The organism is Nostoc sp. DedQUE05 (assembly GCF_034530955.1).
Classification (GTDB): Bacteria; Cyanobacteriota; Cyanobacteriia; order Cyanobacteriales; family Nostocaceae; genus Nostoc.
This window is the reverse complement of the sequence record NZ_JAVRCB010000042.1, coordinates 49,163-64,013: the sequence shown is the minus strand read 5'-3', so window position 1 is coordinate 64,013 and position 14,851 is coordinate 49,163. Positions and strand designations below refer to the sequence as shown.

Sequence of the window (14,851 nt, the reverse complement as noted above, 5' to 3'; positions counted from 1 at the left end):
TTATAGTGGGGTTTTTATATCTTGCCAAATTTTTACCTGAATATGATTTTTTTACGTAAATATACTGAATAAAATTCCTGGCAGTCTGAAAATGCCAGTACAAGTAATGTTGATTACATCAATTAGTCCTTGCCAGGGTTTTATCAAGGTGCTTTAATAGCGATCGCATTCCGCAAAACAGTCTCACTTAGAGAATATGTACAAAACTTGCAGCGACTCAACATCGCTGCTGGTGTTGATAAAATTACAGACTCAAAACATAAAACTCAAAGATATGACAAGCTAGTAGCATATCTTTGACATTAAATTCTCCCCAAAGTTTAATAGGAGCATACATGGAGCCAATTATTGCTATAGTTTTAGCCCTTATAGGTTATGCATTAGGTTCTGCAAAACTGATTAATCAAGGAAATGAAGCCTTAGTCGAACGCTTAGGGCGGTATCATCGAAAACTTAAGCCGGGGCTGAATTTTATTGTTCCCTTGGTAGATCAGATTGTCATGGAAGATACTACACGAGAGCAGTTTACAGACATTAAACCTCAGAATGTGATCACCCAAGATAATATTTACGTAGAAGTGGATGCTATTGTATACTGGCGTATTCGAGATATTGAGAGAAGCTTTTACGCGATTGAGGATCTGCAAGGATCGTTGACACAGATAACCACAACTACGCTCCGAGAAATCATTGCCCAAAATACCCTAGAGCAGACCAACGTCTCTAGAGCAGAGATGGACTCAGCTATCTTAGATCAGTTGAATCATGTAACGGCAGATTGGGGAGTTGAGATTCTCCGATTAGATATTCAGAGAATTACTCTACCTGAAAGTGTCCGAAAGTCTAGGGAAGAAGAACAAGCCGCCGTCATCAAAAAACGGGCACTGATTACCGAAGCAGAAGGGGAAAAAGAAGCTGCGATTAAAAAAGCAGAAGGAACTATGGCTTCAGTGCAAATCATTTCTCAAGCTCTACGTTCCAATCCCGACAGTAGGGATATTTTGCGGTATCTTGTGGCTCAAGATTACGTCGATGCTAGCCAAAAACTTGGTGAGAGCAGTAATGCCAAAATTGTCTTTGTAGACCCGGCTAACTCAAGTGAAATGTTTCAGGAGTTGATAGCCGAGTCAGTAAATCATGAAGGTAATGGCAGAAAAAACGAAGAAGAGTAATACTTAAGAGTTATGCTGTACGGCTTGTCTTGATAGGGCATCGGCGACTAATGAAACATCGCGCATTTCTTGAACATCGTGAACTCGGAGGATATCAGCACCATTAAAAATAGCAGCACAACAAGCTGCTGCCGTACCCCAAACTCGTGCTTTGGGATCTGGTTGATTTAAAATGCGACCAATGAAACTTTTACGAGATGCTCCTACCAAGATAGGACAGTTGAGTGGTGCGAGCGATCGCAAGCCGCGAAAAATTTCTAAATTTTGCTCATAGTTTTTAGCAAAACCAATACCAGGATCGATAATAATTTTTTCCAGGTCAATGCCCGCAGTAGTTGCTGCCTCAATTTGCCGAGCCAAAAAACTATAAATTTCACCAAGCAAATCTTGATAATCAGTCTGTTGTTGCATTGTCTGTGGTGTTCCCCGGATGTGCATTAAAATCATCGGCACACCTAAGTTTGCGACTGTTGCCAACATTTCTGAGTCAAAAGTGCCGCCAGAAATATCATTAATAATATCCGCCCCAGCTTCTACAGATGCCTTGGCTACAGCAGCACGGGTTGTATCTACAGAAATCGGGACTGAAATCTTTGGTCTTAACACCTGTAATACTGATAGTACTCGGTCAAGTTCCTCCACCAGAGTTATTTGCTTTGCCCCTGGTCGAGTTGATTGACCGCCCACATCAATGATGTCAGCACCAGCAGCCACCAGTGCTTGCGCCTGTACTAAAGCGGTAGAGGAAGTGTTAAACTCACCTCCATCACTAAAGCTATCGGGCGTTACATTTAAAATGCCCATCAAATAAGTCCGCTGTCCCCAATTGAAACAGCGTTCTCGAATTATCAAGTTTTTTGGCATAACCTTATATTGAACCATTAGTGGCAATCAGCAGCAACAAGCTGGTGACGACACCATAGGTAAAAATTAGTCCTAGATAACCCCAAGGACGAGAAACTCGTTTACCACGCACCCAACGAATCTGCCGTCTGAGCGAAAAATCTCTGCGTACCTCTGCGCTTTACTTTGCGTCCCTCTGCGTTTCAAAATATTATCTGTACCTCACTTAACTGGGAATCGCTATAACCAAGCTTTCATTGATTTGGAATGATTAGTTTATTTCCGCCGTGTTGTACTAGATTGGTCAGCGAATGCTTTGAACTCGACAGCATCATGACTACAGAACAAGCGTACATCTTTATTGCGATCGCTTGATAATGCGCGTAGCCGATCTTGATTGAGCAATCGAGCCTGACGATCCACTTCCATCATCCATTGGTAGGCGCGTAAACCTGGCGTGCAGCTTTTTTTGGCTGAGTCCATCTCGTGCCGATAAAAATAGGCATCACCTGCGTGCAAAAGCCAACCCTCTGGTGTATTTACGGCGATACCAGCATGACCCCGCGTGTGACCAACAAGGGGAATGAGGAGAATCTCTGGCGGTAGTCCGTCGAGGTTACGTACTGCTTCAAAACCGAACCAAGGTTCGCCTCCCGCCGAATAATACTTCCAGTGCTTAACCTCATCCCACTGTTCTGGACGATAGCGCCTTTTGGCAATGAAGCCGCCCCGATCCTGGGCGGTTTCCATCTCAGTCTGCATTACGTGTACCGTTGCTTCTGGGAAATCTTCCAGACCACCGGCATGATCGAAATCAAGGTGGGTAAGCACAATATGACGCACATCTCGCGCGGAAAATCCCAACTTTTCAATTTGATCGACTGCTGTGTATTTTTTATCAAACTGGATGCCATTGAAATGAATGAAGAACGGGCTGAGGCGGGAGTAAGGGGAGTTGATATCGCGCAGTCCAAAGCCGGTATCAATCAGAACAAGTCCCTGCTCTGTCTCGATCAGCAGACAGTGGCAGACGAGGTGAGCTTTCGGGCCGCGACTGAAGCCATCGAAGAGGGCCCCACCAATCGGGCACATACAGCCGCAGTTGAGATGATGAATTTGCATGAATCCTCCGTTACGACTTTGACTGTCAAAGTGAGTATGGATGCACATCTGTGCATTGGTGTCAACTTGACGTTAAAGTCAGCCTATAACCAGCTTTTAGATATTGTCTCGTTCCCCTGCTCCGACTGGGAATGCCGTCCTAGAGGCTCCGCCTCCCTTGCTGGCGGCAGCAGCCCAATTGAAGTGCATTTCCAGCCCAGAGGCTGGAAACGAGATTTGAAAAAGCTTTCAGCTTAAGTTGACAGCAATGCACAGCTGTGCGCCCCTACAGATGTGCAAATAATTTGGGATAATTTATTTTTTAGAACGCTTAAAATGAGTCTTGACTAGGTGCAAATTACTTGTTGCCTGACCCCGGCTCACTGAGCTTGCGATGCTGTTCAGCACTGACTGTATCAGGTAAAACCTTACTAACATTCGCCAGAAGCTTCGTTTTGAGAGAACCGGCGATGATGTGATCCTTACCTGCCATCAAAGCTTCAAAACCCTGCTTGGCGACCTCAGCCGGATCGTCCTTTTGATCTGTGCCCACTTTTGTGTCGTCCATACCCGCGCGGTGGAAGAAGTTGGTATCAGTTGGCCCCGGCATAAGGGCGGTGACGGTAACGCCTGTGTCTTTCAATTCGTTACGTAACCCCTCCGAAAAGGAATGCACAAAAGCCTTAGAGGCAGCATAAACTGTCTCAAACGGGCCGGGCATCAGGGCAGCAATCGACGATGTGAAAAGGATTCGACCCTTGCCAAGCTCAACCATATCCTTTACCACCCGTTTAGCAAGATGTACAGAGGATACGACATTTAGATCGATCAGATTGAGTTCGTCCTTTAGGTCGGTTTCACGGGCGAAATCACCCCCGACACCAACACCTGCGTTGATCGCGATCGCATCTACTGGTCGCCCAGTCGCCTTAATCTGGTTATAGAGTGTCTCAACACCGTCATAGCTAGCCAGATCGGCTTGCACCGTCTCAACTTTAGCACCCAGCCCCTCAAAAGCTTGAGCCGCTTCGTCAATGCTCGATCCGGTGGCTGTAACTAGGAGATCGAAGCCGTTTTGAGCAAACTGTTTTGCAAGTTCATAACCGATGCCGTTAGAGGCACCTGTCACGACAGCCAAAGGTCGGGTCACTGAACTGTTCATAACCATCTAAAATTCCTATGTAACTGCTCCACACTCGCTGGCGATGGTTTTATCGCTACCAAATAATTGCATGGACTGTGGGCTTTCAACCCTTACAATTTTAGGCAGGTGGCAGTGCGATCGCGTCTTTCTAAGGAAGTATCGCGAGTGTATCTTCAAGGTTACTTTTTTACAGTTCTGTATATACCTCTAACAGATTTTCAGGCTCTCAAAACTTATTTTAAGTGTTACCTTAGCTACGAACTTTCGTAACGATTTTTTGGGAATAAAATGAAGCCGATTCTTCATTTTTGGCGCAATCTTGGGCAAACTTAATTAAATGATGTCCGACAAGTCCAACGTGAACCAAGTTTTCAATATTACCTGCTTTTAGTGCTGGCTTGGCCATTTTCCAGAAAGTCTGGCGATAGTTACTAAATAAGCCTATCCGCAGCAAAATATTGGTTAAATAAGTTAAACCCTTGCGAATATTAGCCCCAGAAGTGCGAGATGGACTGTTAGGAACTTCGATGCGATTTGGATAGGTGTGTTCCATATTGTAGGCAAATCGCTGATATAAAAATTCTGGCTCATAAGCGGTTGTAATGCAGCGCCGCCACATCTCAACAACTTGTTCGTAAGGCATCAAAAATTCAACATTTGATTCCCGGCTTTCATCATAGACAAGTCGTCCTTCTGCTTCTAATCTCCGCCATAATGGAGTTCTCGGTAACGCATGAAGCAGGTTAATTGTCAACATGGGAATTTGCGATGCCCGAATAAATTCGAGAATTCGGTCTGCTGTTTCTGGTGTATCAGTATCTAACCCAATAATGATTCCTGATACTACTTCCATGCCATAACTATTTAAAACCTGAATCGCTTTTAAGATTGGCATACTCAGATTTTGGTCTTTGGAAATCGCATGAAGGGCATTTGGTTCTGGTGTTTCGATACCGCAAAAGATTGTGCAGAAATAAGCTTCACGCATCATTTCCAACAGCTTTGGACTTTGAGCTAGGTTGAGCGTTGCTTCACAGGCAAACTGGATAGGATAGCCATTGCGTTTTTGCCAGTCAATCAGATGAGGAAGTAACTTCATGGCGGCGCGGCGATCGCCAACAAAGTTATCATCGACAAAATACACTGCCCCCAAATTGCCTGATTGTCGCATTGCATCTAACTCCGCGACTACTTGCTCTGGTGTTTTCATCCGAGGACTGTTGCCATAGAGTTCGGGAATATCGCAAAACTCGCAGTGATAAGGGCAGCCACTAGAAAACTGCACATTTGCTAGGAAATAATCATTGATATTCAGCAAATGATAAGCTGGGGTGGGAAACTCTGTTAAGGGTAGGCGTTCCTTGGTTTCAAAGCGAATTTGTTGTTGCGGACGTTCGAGGTTTTGGTCTAGATATTCGATCATGCGATCGCTAGCATCTCCCAATTCGCCCAAGTGTAAAATGTCAAAATCAGGATAATATTCTGGACACCCAGATACCGAAGGCCCGCCGACAACGGTAATTTTCCCCGCTCGATGGGCAAGTTCGTTAATTTGATTAATCTGTGGTTTTTGGATATGCATTCCACTCACAATCACCACATCAGCCCATTGATAATCAGCCCTACTTGCTGATTTGACATTTTCATCAATAAACCGCACTTCCCACTCTTTAGGTAAGTAAGCAGCCACAATTAAAATACCTTGGGGTGGCATAAAAGCCCGAACACTACCCATAAGTGGGTAAGCGTGATGAAAAGTACCAAAAGAACGGCTGTACTTAGGAAAAATACACAGAATGCGTCGATGGTGCAAAGGAACGTAGCGGGTTCCTTGAGTGACAGAAGCGGTTTTAGAATTGTCCGCTACATTAATTTGGTTCTCTAAAGACTTTAAATTCACAGTCATCGCAAATTTCACCCTGGAAAACTGAGCAGGTAATTTGACAGTTTATTGACATAATTCGCTGTAATTCCAACTAGCTTACCAAAGAAAGGTAGGAGGCAGAACGAATTAGAAATGTATTTTTGCTCAAAACAAAGTCTTAAAGATTATAAATCGCCCAATCTTACCTTCAGTAAATCGCAAAGTTTTTTTCAAACTAAACAATTAATAACTTCCTCAAGGGTTTTTGAATCGGTTAGGGCTAGTTATTTTGGTGAAGTCAAGAGTAATTATTAGGATGGGCGTAAATTCCTTGTTAAAAAGCAGCAGCAAATTCCTTTGCAAAATCTTCCAACTTTACTTTGCCCATAGCAATTGGCTTATGCAGTTCATAATCCTGCCGCGATGCGCCGCTGTGAATGCTGCTGCCCATTTCAACAAAGTTGGCCGCAATATGTGCCGACATTCCACTCTCTTCCAAACCGCTTTGTGTTTGCTCGTCGGTCAAGATTACCCATTTTAAATCCGGCTTGCCAATGGCGGCACCTAAGATGTGAGCGGTTTCGTTGGCCGTATGCTCGTCACTTGCCACATACCGCACTTGCTTGCCGATAGCAGATGTTTCTATCTCTTCCGCCGCAGCGACGGCAATATCTCTTGGGGCAACCATTACAAGCTTGTCGTCGCCACCATAGTTTGCGCCAATAAAGCCCAGCCCTTTTATCATATCTACAAAGTTGTAGAGATTGTAGTAGAAGTAACCAGGGCGCAGATGCGTAATGGCTACGTCTGACAGCTCATTCAAAATGCCTTCTACATCGTGAGAACCGAGGATGAATCCGGTGCCTTTATCTAAATTCGCGCCCATACTGCTGAGATGAACTACACACTTTACGCCCGACTGTTGAATGGCTTGTGCATAGTTGCTGCCAGTTCTTTGGTAATACTCTCTTGGATCGGGTACGGTGTAGTTTGGCGGCACCATAGCATACACGGCATCGGCACCAGTAAAGGTGGACACCAGAAAATTAACGTCTTCCAGTGAGCCGATGGCAGCGGTGGCGCCCAAAGCTTCAATGTCTTTTTGCTTTTCCGGCTTGCTGCTGATAACCGTAACCGTATGACCTTTTTGCACTAACTCCTTTGCCAGTGGCTTGCTGATGTTTCCTAACGAACCTGTTACTATAACTTTCATAAATATTTCGTTTTTGTTTGCGAGGGTTCTTGAATTGGTTAGTGCTATTTGTTTTGGTAAAGTTAATGGTAATTATTAGGATGGGCGTAGATTCCTTATAATTTCATTTTTTGAAACTCTTTTCAAGAATATAAGTTTTATTAAAATTTAAGTATTATTTACAACTAATATGTACGGGTAATTGAATTGGCACAGGCGTAGCCCTTGAGAAAAACTTTGCGATTTACTGACCTTGTGCCTGATTCATGGTGATATTTGAAGGGATGTTTAACTGGTAAAATATAAAATCTACCCTAGCAATGCAAATTTAATTGGTTGGCAAACAACTATTATGGAAATCGCGCATGGGACATAAAAAGAGAGATTTTCATTTTTTGTTGTATCCAACTGGGTATAGGCATTTGTCATGAATTTGATTTACTTTCTTTTGCGTTCTTCGTGGGGGATGGTGGCGATCGCGATCGCTACCGGATTTTTGAGTGGCGGTAGTAGTGCTGGCTTGATTGCCTTAATTAGCCATGCTGCAAGTAGCGGTAATGCTTCCCGGCTCACATCGATAATTTGGGGTTTTGCGGGGCTGGCTATAGTTGCACTAATTACCAGTATCGTTTCTCAAGTGATGCTGATTCGCCTTTCTCAGAATGCAGTCTTGCAATTACGGATGCGTTTAAGTCGCCAGATTCTCGCTTCCGAGTTGAGTCATTTAGAACGCTTAGGGAATCCTCGATTATTGGCTACTTTAACAGAAGATATTCAGGCGGTGGCTAATGCTGTTTATCAGATGCCTTTTATCTTTATTAATTTAGCGATCGTCCTGGGTTGTATAACGTATATAACCTGGCTTTCTTGGTTAGTATTGTTGATGGTTTGTGGGATTTCAGTAGTTGCGATCGCTAGTTGTCAGTGGCTACTCAACAGAGGCGGACAATTACTTACTCTAGCTCGTGAAGATGAAGATCATCTATTTAAACATTTTCGCACAATTACCGAAGGAGTCAAGGAACTTAAACTAAATTACAAGCGGCGTGAAGACTTTTTAGAAGAGAAACTACAATCAACTGCTAACGAGTTTCGCAATCACAACGTTAACGGTCTAAGCCTTTTTGCTATAACTTCAAGTTGGGGTCAACTCATATTCTTTTTCGCTCTCGGTTTTGTACTGTTTGTCCTCCCTAATCTGCTTACTATCAATCCCGAAACTCTCTCTGGCTACATTTTGACCTTTACTTACTTGGTGTTACCAATGGATAACATCATCAGTAAACTTCCTTTATTAAGCAAAGCTAGCATTGCTTTACAAAAAATCGAATCACTGGGTTTATCTCTAGCTAGTCGAACTGAAATATCCACTGTTCCACCTGCTCTGAAATCTGACTGGCACAGGTTAAAATTTCAAAGTGTCACCCACACTTACTACACAGAGCAAGAAGACAATAGCTTTATTTTTGGCCCTGTCGATCTAACACTTTATCCTCAAGAATTAGTCTTTATTGTTGGCGGTAATGGTAGCGGTAAATCTACATTAGCCAAACTAATTACTGGGCTTTATATCCCAGACAACGGCGAAATCTGGTTTGATGACGAGTTAATTAGCGAAGAGAATCGAGAATGGTATCGCCAGCATTTTTCCGTGGTGTTTTCCGACTTTTATTTATTTGAAGAACTTTTAGGATTAAAAAATTCTCACTTGGATGCTCAAGCCAGAAAATATTTACAAAAACTGCAACTAGACCATAAAGTGAAAGTTGAAAATGGACAAATTTCTACCACTGCTCTTTCTCAAGGACAACGAAAACGGCTAGCTTTACTCACAGCCTACTTGGAAGATCGACCAATTTATCTATTTGATGAGTGGGCAGCCGATCAAGATCCAGTATTCAAAGAAATATTCTACACTCAACTTCTCCCAGAACTGCGATCGCGGGGTAAAACAGTACTGGTGATTAGCCATGACGATCGCTATTTTCATTTAGCAGACCGAATTATTAAACTTGACTATGGCAAAATAGAGTACGATAAAACTTAATCTGGCAAAATCATTCATAATTCTTAAAAGAATATTTGGAGTTTGACTAAATAAAACCAATGTCTGAACAAAAGCCCATAAATCCTTGGAACTACAAACCTTGGTGGTGTCAACCTTGGTCTATAGTTCTCACGGGTGTAACACTGATTGGTGGTAGCTGGTTACTATTTAAAACTATCTGGCTAACAGTTCTCGTTTCCATCCCGATAGGAACGTGGATGGTATTTTTTGTGTTGTTTTGGCCACAACTAATGATTCGCAGTGGAATTTTAGAGTCGTATAAAGAGTAGTTTGAGCTTAATGTAATGCGGGAAATTAGTCTAGGTAGAGAAAATTATTCCACCACGTTCGAGATTTAGTATATCTGATTGTATGCAGCTAATTATATCAAGTTCGGGTGATTACTTGTAATAAAATCTATCGATGTAGCGACTGTCTGAAAAATCAAACAATCGACTTGTTGAAGATTTATGAAAGCGATGCCTACAACGGGCTACGCCTACGCACCTATGTACTCGATCGCGGTGCGACTAAGTTTGAAGTACCTCAAAACGACTTTGGAGTACCTCAAAACGACTTTGGAGTACCTCAAAACGACTTTGAAGTACCTCAAAACGACTTTGGAGTACCTCAAAACGACTTTGAAGTACCTCAACACGACTTTGGAGTACCTCAACACGACTTTGAAGTACCTCAACATGACTTCGAGGTATCTGTTGCTTATACAGCAGTCCTAAATCATTCGTGAGAATTTGAGTCAGATTTTTTAGTCACCTGATTTTTTTGCTTAAAACGCTTGTAAATCAGCGCCTTTTAGGGAATGAATCAGTCCTGCCTTATCAAGGGGGACAACAGAAAATTTAGTTCCCTCCCCAATACATACTACGGTGTGTGTACAAGTCAAATTACCCCCCTTAATCCCCGCTTATAAAGAGGGGAAACAAGAAAAATCCGGTTCCCTCCCCTTTATAAGGGGAGGGTTAGGGTGGGGTAAAACCGTGATTTCTCGGCTATTTCAGACTTGTGTATACACCGTAGCTGCCCTTGGTAAGGAGGGAGGTCTACCACTTCTTCTAAAATACGTATTATATCTGCGTAAGCGTGCAGAGATGAGCAAAACTGTGCTGCAAAGTTAAGCGATCGCTCAAGAAAATTATAAGAAGAAGTTCTCCTAATCGGTTTCTAACCCTCGGAACTTACGTAGATATAAACAAATTAGTAGTATCAAAAACATTAATCCATGATAAAGAACTCTAACAATAGAATAAGTTTTAATAATTTTTTAATAAAATTGATATTTATTAAGCTTCTTTGGGGCAAAAAACCTTGTAAGTATCTAAATAGTTAGGTAATTTGCACAGGGAAAGTTAGGGTGACATGAACAACAGAGCAAACCAAAGGCATGAAGCACATCATGTAATAAAATATTTCTGTATATTCAACCGAATGTTGATTTTCGTTGCAGAGATATTTATGTTACCCAGCCTTGTAGCTGGAGAGGTAATACCGCGGTTGTTTCAAAATTTACAATGCCCTAGACTTTCCTGGCTAAGGCGTAGACATTCATCTGTGAAAATCCAACCTGTTCCTCTACCTGACAATGAAACGGAAAGGCTCAAAGCACTGGCAGACTACAATATTCTAGATACCCTACCCGAACAAGCATTTGATGACCTAACTGCGATCGCTGCCTACATTTGTAAGACTCCAATTGCTTTAATTAGCTTAATTGATAGCGATCGCCAATGGTTTAAATCTAAGCTTGGACTAAAAAGTAGCGAAATACCCAGAGATTGGTCTTTTTGCTCCCATGCCATTCTGCAACCAGATGATATATTAGTGGTTTCTAACGCCCTTAAAGACGATCGCTTTAATAACAATCCCTTAGTCAAAGGTAATCCCAAAATTCGTTTTTATGCTGGTGTTCCTTTAATTACGCCTGATGGTCTTCCAATTGGGACATTGTGTGTTATGGATACCATTCCTCATCGCCTAAGTTACCAGCAGTTAGATGCACTGCGCCGCCTAAGTCGTCAGGCGATCGCTCAAATAGAACTCATTCAGGAAGTTCGCTACCGCAAACAAGCAGAGATTGAAGGAAGACAGTTATCGCTGACTGATGAACTAACAGGTTTGCATAACCGACGTGCTTTCTTGCTGATGGCTGCACAGCAGTTGAAAATTGCTCACCGCATGAAAGTGTTTTGCTGGGTTATTTTCATTGATTTAGATGGACTAAAACAGATTAACGACACCCTTGGTCATGACATGGGAGATGCCTTGATTATTGATGCTGGTCGATTACTTAAGCAAAGTTTTCGGAGTTCAGATATTGTTGCCCGCTTGGGTGGAGATGAGTTCATTGTTTTCATCTCTAGCTACTTTAAGGACGCTGATACTATCCAAGTGCGTCTACAAACAAATATCGCTAACTTTAATCAACAGCAAAACCGTAGCTATAAACTTTCGATGAGTATCGGCATAGAACGTTATTCACCAGAGAGCAATATGTCACTAGAACAACTAATCGCCAGGTCTGACAAATTAATGTATGCTCAAAAGCGTCTCAAGCGGCAATCTGTTACATAGAATATCCCATCACATAACAGTCTTTAACTACGAATTACGAACTTGTACTGAGCGTAGCCGAAGTATTACGAATTACGAATTATTTTAATTTACCACCTGGCTGCCATGACTGCGGGGATCGTCTTGATTCGCCGTTGGTGCTACTGGGGCTGAAAACTTAGAAACTTTACCGCTAGCTTGAGCATAAGGGAGAGAGGAACCAGTAACCAAAGCTTCTAAGTTACTAGCCATAATCTTCCGAGGTTGATCGCCGATCGCTTGGGCTATGGTTTCTCCTTGCTGACTCAAAAATACAAAATGAGGAATTCCATCCACCCGAAATCTCAGCATTTCCGGCAGCCACTTGGTATTATCTACATTCAACATGACAAAATTCATCTTGTCAGCATACTCTGTTTCTAGTTGAGTGATATCTGGTGCCATTTTTTGGCAGACAGTACACCAATCAGCATAAAACTCTACTAGAGATGGTTTGCCATTGCTGAGGGCTACTTCTAACGGTGTGGAAGTCTCGCTTAACTTAGCTAGAGTTGCCGAGGTTGTTTCAGTTCGCAATCCTAAGACGAGGGAAACGCTAAGTGCGATCGCTACCATTACAATTAAGAAGTTTCTCAGACGCTTCCCGAATGTAGATTCAGGTTTTTCGGGAGAATTAACAGATGAATCAGTACTCATAACAGCAGAATTATTAAAACTTCTTAAGCAATTTCTTCTTTAGTTTAGCTGACTCTACGCTCTTTAATTTCTCTAGCTTTGGAACACTTGAACTGGGGTATGGGGCATGGGGAAAGAGGAGGCAGGAGGCAGGAGGCAGAAGTTCTTTAATTTTGAATTTTGAATTGATTTCTCCCCTGCCTCCCCAGTTCCCAGTCCCCAGTTCCCAGTCCCCTATTTACTTAACTTACAAAATTGCTCCAGTTTCCTTCAAATAAACCCGCGTAAATGGTTCATCTTCACCCAAAGTATAATCTTCAATCAACCCTTTGCGACGAATAGAAATATCGTTGCCTTTTTTAATCACCACAGTCGAACCATCGAAAACATCTCGCGCCAAAATCATCTCAATTTCGGTGGGATTATCCAAAACTACGATATTACTATTTTGGTAAAATATGCCCTGTTCTTCGAGGATTTCTTCAGGATACTCGGCAATTAGCAAATCAACTTTGGGATGACGCAGCAAAGTTTGGACATTACTGTTGTAATCTTTGCTTAATACTTTTTTCGAGCGATTAACAAAAACAGCATCACGGCAAACAGCACCTATTGTCCAGTTGGGATTTTGCAAAAGGATATGGTCAATCGTTGCTTGCAGTTCTTCAACTGAGATTTTGTTAAAGGTAATAATTGGTATCCTGGCATCTGTACCCGACTCAAAAAAGGTTTCTAAAATATGAGAAGGTACATCAACACTTTCACCAACAGAAGGTTTCAGATGCATTAAAACGCCTGGTGCAGCATTGATTTCTAAGATGGCAAAGTTACTGGATTTCCAAGATTCTGCAAGACTTTTGGTGATTACATCAATCCCCAGGCAAGTCAGTTGGAAATGTTGGGCAATATCTTGCGCCAAGATAATATTGTCATCATGAACTGTCGGGGTTGCATCGATGCTCATACCTCCAGCTGAAAGATTGGCAACTTTACGCAGGTAAACAGTGCGTCCTTTCTCAATCACGCTCTCTAATGATAAACGCTGTTCTTCTAGGTAGAGTTCCATCGCTTCATCGATCTGAATTTTACTCATCGGCGAGGTTGGCGTGTCTAAACGTGCAGGTTTGCGGTTTTCTTGGCGAATTAACTCTGCAAGCGTTAAATACCCATCACCCACAACTGATGCGGGACGGCGTTCTGTGGCGGCGACGAATCGACCATTAACACACAGCATACGAAAATCCGATCCTGTGATGCTTTTCTCAACAATTATTCGGGTTTGCTGATTTTCGGGAATCGCTGCCAGTGACCGATTAAAAGCAGATATCAGTTCTTTTGAGTCTTGTACATCAGCCGTGACACCAATTCCTTTGTGACCTACCACTGGCTTAACTGCCACTGGGTAGCCAATTTCTCGTGCTGCTGCCAAAGCTTCTTTTTCGGTAAAGACAATACTACCTTCAGGTACTGGGAAACCCAAGGTTTTCAAAAATGCCTTACAATCATCCTTGCGGGTAGTAAATTCCGAATCTAGATGGCTATCGCAGTTAAATGTTGTTGCTACTCCCCGGACGTGTTTTTTTCCTAAACCGTATTGCATCAATCCTTCTTCCCACAAATAAAAGGCGGGAATACCTTTTTCATAAGCTGTTCGCAATAGGGCGTAAACCGTGGGGCCTCCGTAGACAGATGCGCGAAATTTATCTTGCAGCCTTACCAGCTGGTCATCAAAGGCAAACTCTTCATCTTGGGTAATGGCTTCAAACCAATCCCAAACAAAGTAAATTACCTCTCTAGTTGTGCGTTCATGTAGTGATTGAATGCTAATCCGGGTGAGATTTGGATATGGCTTCACACTCCAGCGATTAAGGTGTAAATCCATGTCCAATTTTGCGGCTTCGGACACAACTTGGGCAAAGAGATGGGCATAAGATTCGTAGGTTTGCTCGCGAAGATTTGGATAGCGATCGCCAATGCTGGCAATATAATCTTCAATGGGCAAAGGCTCTCTAGAGTCAATTAGAGCAAAATCAAATGCTAGTGCCCCTACATTTAAATAAGGGTTGGGGCCAAGGTAATGCTTGAAGTTGAAAATATCGAATACATCCGTTCTTCTAGCATTAATGCGGACTAATTCACTGCTTTTTTGTAGAACCATTGATTACGAACCTTCGGCTAAACACCCTAAATTTTTAATGCTGAGTTATAATTACTCAGACTTATAGATTGTAGATTGACTCAGGTT

General features: G+C 42.5%; 14 protein-coding genes. 7 read left to right on the top strand and 7 right to left on the bottom strand.

The features are described from left to right. Positions 1 to 129: 129 nt before the first annotated feature. Entirely contained in the window at positions 130 to 300 is a 171-nt protein-coding gene (locus tag RMZ42_RS26390) for a hypothetical protein (protein WP_322674199.1), read from the top strand. 35 nt (positions 301 to 335) lie between these two features. Then, on the top strand, positions 336 to 1,172 hold the full coding sequence (locus RMZ42_RS26385) for an SPFH domain-containing protein (protein ID WP_322674198.1): 837 nt from the start codon (positions 336 to 338) through the stop codon (positions 1,170 to 1,172). 3 nt (positions 1,173 to 1,175) lie between these two features. On the opposite strand, the gene folP is transcribed toward RMZ42_RS26385, so the two are convergent. Continuing rightward, positions 1,176 to 2,036 carry a dihydropteroate synthase gene (gene folP, locus RMZ42_RS26380; RefSeq protein ID WP_322674197.1) on the bottom strand — a complete coding sequence of 287 codons (861 nt, stop codon included), beginning with the start codon at positions 2,034 to 2,036 and terminating at the stop codon, positions 1,176 to 1,178. 255 nt (positions 2,037 to 2,291) lie between these two features. Further along, complete coding sequence (locus RMZ42_RS26375; protein ID WP_322674210.1) at positions 2,292 to 3,107, bottom strand: MBL fold metallo-hydrolase; 816 nt, start codon at positions 3,105 to 3,107, stop codon at positions 2,292 to 2,294. A 15-nt stretch (positions 3,108 to 3,122) separates the two neighbouring features. On the opposite strand from RMZ42_RS26375, the gene RMZ42_RS26370 reads away from it, so the two are divergent. Continuing rightward, complete coding sequence (locus RMZ42_RS26370; RefSeq protein ID WP_322674196.1) at positions 3,123 to 3,374, top strand: hypothetical protein; 252 nt, start codon at positions 3,123 to 3,125, stop codon at positions 3,372 to 3,374. Between the two features lie 100 nt (positions 3,375 to 3,474). Here RMZ42_RS26370 and RMZ42_RS26365 read toward each other — a convergent pair whose 3' ends face one another. The 3 genes from RMZ42_RS26365 to RMZ42_RS26355 all read right to left on the bottom strand — a co-directional run bounded on the left by RMZ42_RS26365 (position 3,475) and on the right by RMZ42_RS26355 (position 7,337). Beyond that, the gene (locus RMZ42_RS26365) at positions 3,475 to 4,284 is read right to left on the bottom strand and encodes an SDR family NAD(P)-dependent oxidoreductase (protein WP_322674195.1); all 810 of its coding nucleotides are present in this window, start codon (positions 4,282 to 4,284) and stop codon (positions 3,475 to 3,477) included. Between the two features lie 226 nt (positions 4,285 to 4,510). Continuing rightward, positions 4,511 to 6,166, bottom strand: a complete 1,656-nt coding sequence (locus RMZ42_RS26360; protein ID WP_322674194.1) for a B12-binding domain-containing radical SAM protein — start codon at positions 6,164 to 6,166, stop codon at positions 4,511 to 4,513. 292 nt (positions 6,167 to 6,458) lie between these two features. Next, positions 6,459 to 7,337 (bottom strand): NAD(P)H-binding protein, encoded by an 879-nt coding sequence (locus RMZ42_RS26355; protein ID WP_322674193.1) that lies wholly within the window; start codon positions 7,335 to 7,337, stop codon positions 6,459 to 6,461. A gap of 406 nt (positions 7,338 to 7,743) precedes the next feature. Between RMZ42_RS26355 and RMZ42_RS26350 the strand changes: the two genes are divergently transcribed. The 4 genes from RMZ42_RS26350 to RMZ42_RS26335 all read left to right on the top strand — a co-directional run bounded on the left by RMZ42_RS26350 (position 7,744) and on the right by RMZ42_RS26335 (position 11,952). Continuing rightward, positions 7,744 to 9,363, top strand: a complete 1,620-nt coding sequence (locus RMZ42_RS26350) for a cyclic peptide export ABC transporter (RefSeq protein WP_322674192.1) — start codon at positions 7,744 to 7,746, stop codon at positions 9,361 to 9,363. 59 nt (positions 9,364 to 9,422) lie between these two features. Then, positions 9,423 to 9,653, top strand: coding sequence for a DUF6737 family protein (locus RMZ42_RS26345; protein ID WP_104906287.1), 231 nt, complete (start codon positions 9,423 to 9,425; stop codon positions 9,651 to 9,653). 107 nt (positions 9,654 to 9,760) lie between these two features. Next, positions 9,761 to 10,111: a hypothetical protein gene (locus RMZ42_RS26340; RefSeq protein WP_322674191.1), complete on the top strand. Its 351-nt coding sequence runs from the start codon at positions 9,761 to 9,763 to the stop codon at positions 10,109 to 10,111. 821 nt (positions 10,112 to 10,932) lie between these two features. Next, positions 10,933 to 11,952, top strand: a complete 1,020-nt coding sequence (locus RMZ42_RS26335) for a sensor domain-containing diguanylate cyclase (RefSeq protein ID WP_322674190.1) — start codon at positions 10,933 to 10,935, stop codon at positions 11,950 to 11,952. Between the two features lie 84 nt (positions 11,953 to 12,036). Here the strand turns inward: RMZ42_RS26335 and RMZ42_RS26330 are convergent, their stop codons facing one another. Both RMZ42_RS26330 and RMZ42_RS26325 read right to left on the bottom strand, forming a co-directional pair. After that, a complete protein-coding gene (locus RMZ42_RS26330; protein ID WP_322674189.1) occupies positions 12,037 to 12,627 on the bottom strand; it encodes a thioredoxin family protein in 591 nt (196 codons plus the stop codon). A 226-nt stretch (positions 12,628 to 12,853) separates the two neighbouring features. Next, positions 12,854 to 14,764 carry an acetate--CoA ligase family protein gene (locus tag RMZ42_RS26325; protein ID WP_322674188.1) on the bottom strand — a complete coding sequence of 637 codons (1,911 nt, stop codon included), beginning with the start codon at positions 14,762 to 14,764 and terminating at the stop codon, positions 12,854 to 12,856. Between the last annotated feature and the right edge of the window lie 87 nt (positions 14,765 to 14,851).

What these genes read in the sequence shown, in the direction of transcription:
- RMZ42_RS26385 (WP_322674198.1), top strand. Translation starts at nt 336, where the DNA reads ATGGAGCCAATTATTGCTATAGTTTTAGCCCTTATAGGTTATGCATTA.
- folP (WP_322674197.1), bottom strand. Translation starts at nt 2,036, where the DNA reads ATGCCAAAAAACTTGATAATTCGAGAACGCTGTTTCAATTGGGGACAG.
- RMZ42_RS26375 (WP_322674210.1), bottom strand. Translation starts at nt 3,107, where the DNA reads ATGTGCCCGATTGGTGGGGCCCTCTTCGATGGCTTCAGTCGCGGCCCG.
- RMZ42_RS26370 (WP_322674196.1), top strand. Translation starts at nt 3,123, where the DNA reads ATGATGAATTTGCATGAATCCTCCGTTACGACTTTGACTGTCAAAGTG.
- RMZ42_RS26365 (WP_322674195.1), bottom strand. Translation starts at nt 4,284, where the DNA reads ATGGTTATGAACAGTTCAGTGACCCGACCTTTGGCTGTCGTGACAGGT.
- RMZ42_RS26360 (WP_322674194.1), bottom strand. Translation starts at nt 6,166, where the DNA reads ATGACTGTGAATTTAAAGTCTTTAGAGAACCAAATTAATGTAGCGGAC.
- RMZ42_RS26355 (WP_322674193.1), bottom strand. Translation starts at nt 7,337, where the DNA reads ATGAAAGTTATAGTAACAGGTTCGTTAGGAAACATCAGCAAGCCACTG.
- RMZ42_RS26350 (WP_322674192.1), top strand. Translation starts at nt 7,744, where the DNA reads ATGAATTTGATTTACTTTCTTTTGCGTTCTTCGTGGGGGATGGTGGCG.
- RMZ42_RS26345 (WP_104906287.1), top strand. Translation starts at nt 9,423, where the DNA reads ATGTCTGAACAAAAGCCCATAAATCCTTGGAACTACAAACCTTGGTGG.
- RMZ42_RS26330 (WP_322674189.1), bottom strand. Translation starts at nt 12,627, where the DNA reads ATGAGTACTGATTCATCTGTTAATTCTCCCGAAAAACCTGAATCTACA.
- RMZ42_RS26325 (WP_322674188.1), bottom strand. Translation starts at nt 14,764, where the DNA reads ATGGTTCTACAAAAAAGCAGTGAATTAGTCCGCATTAATGCTAGAAGA.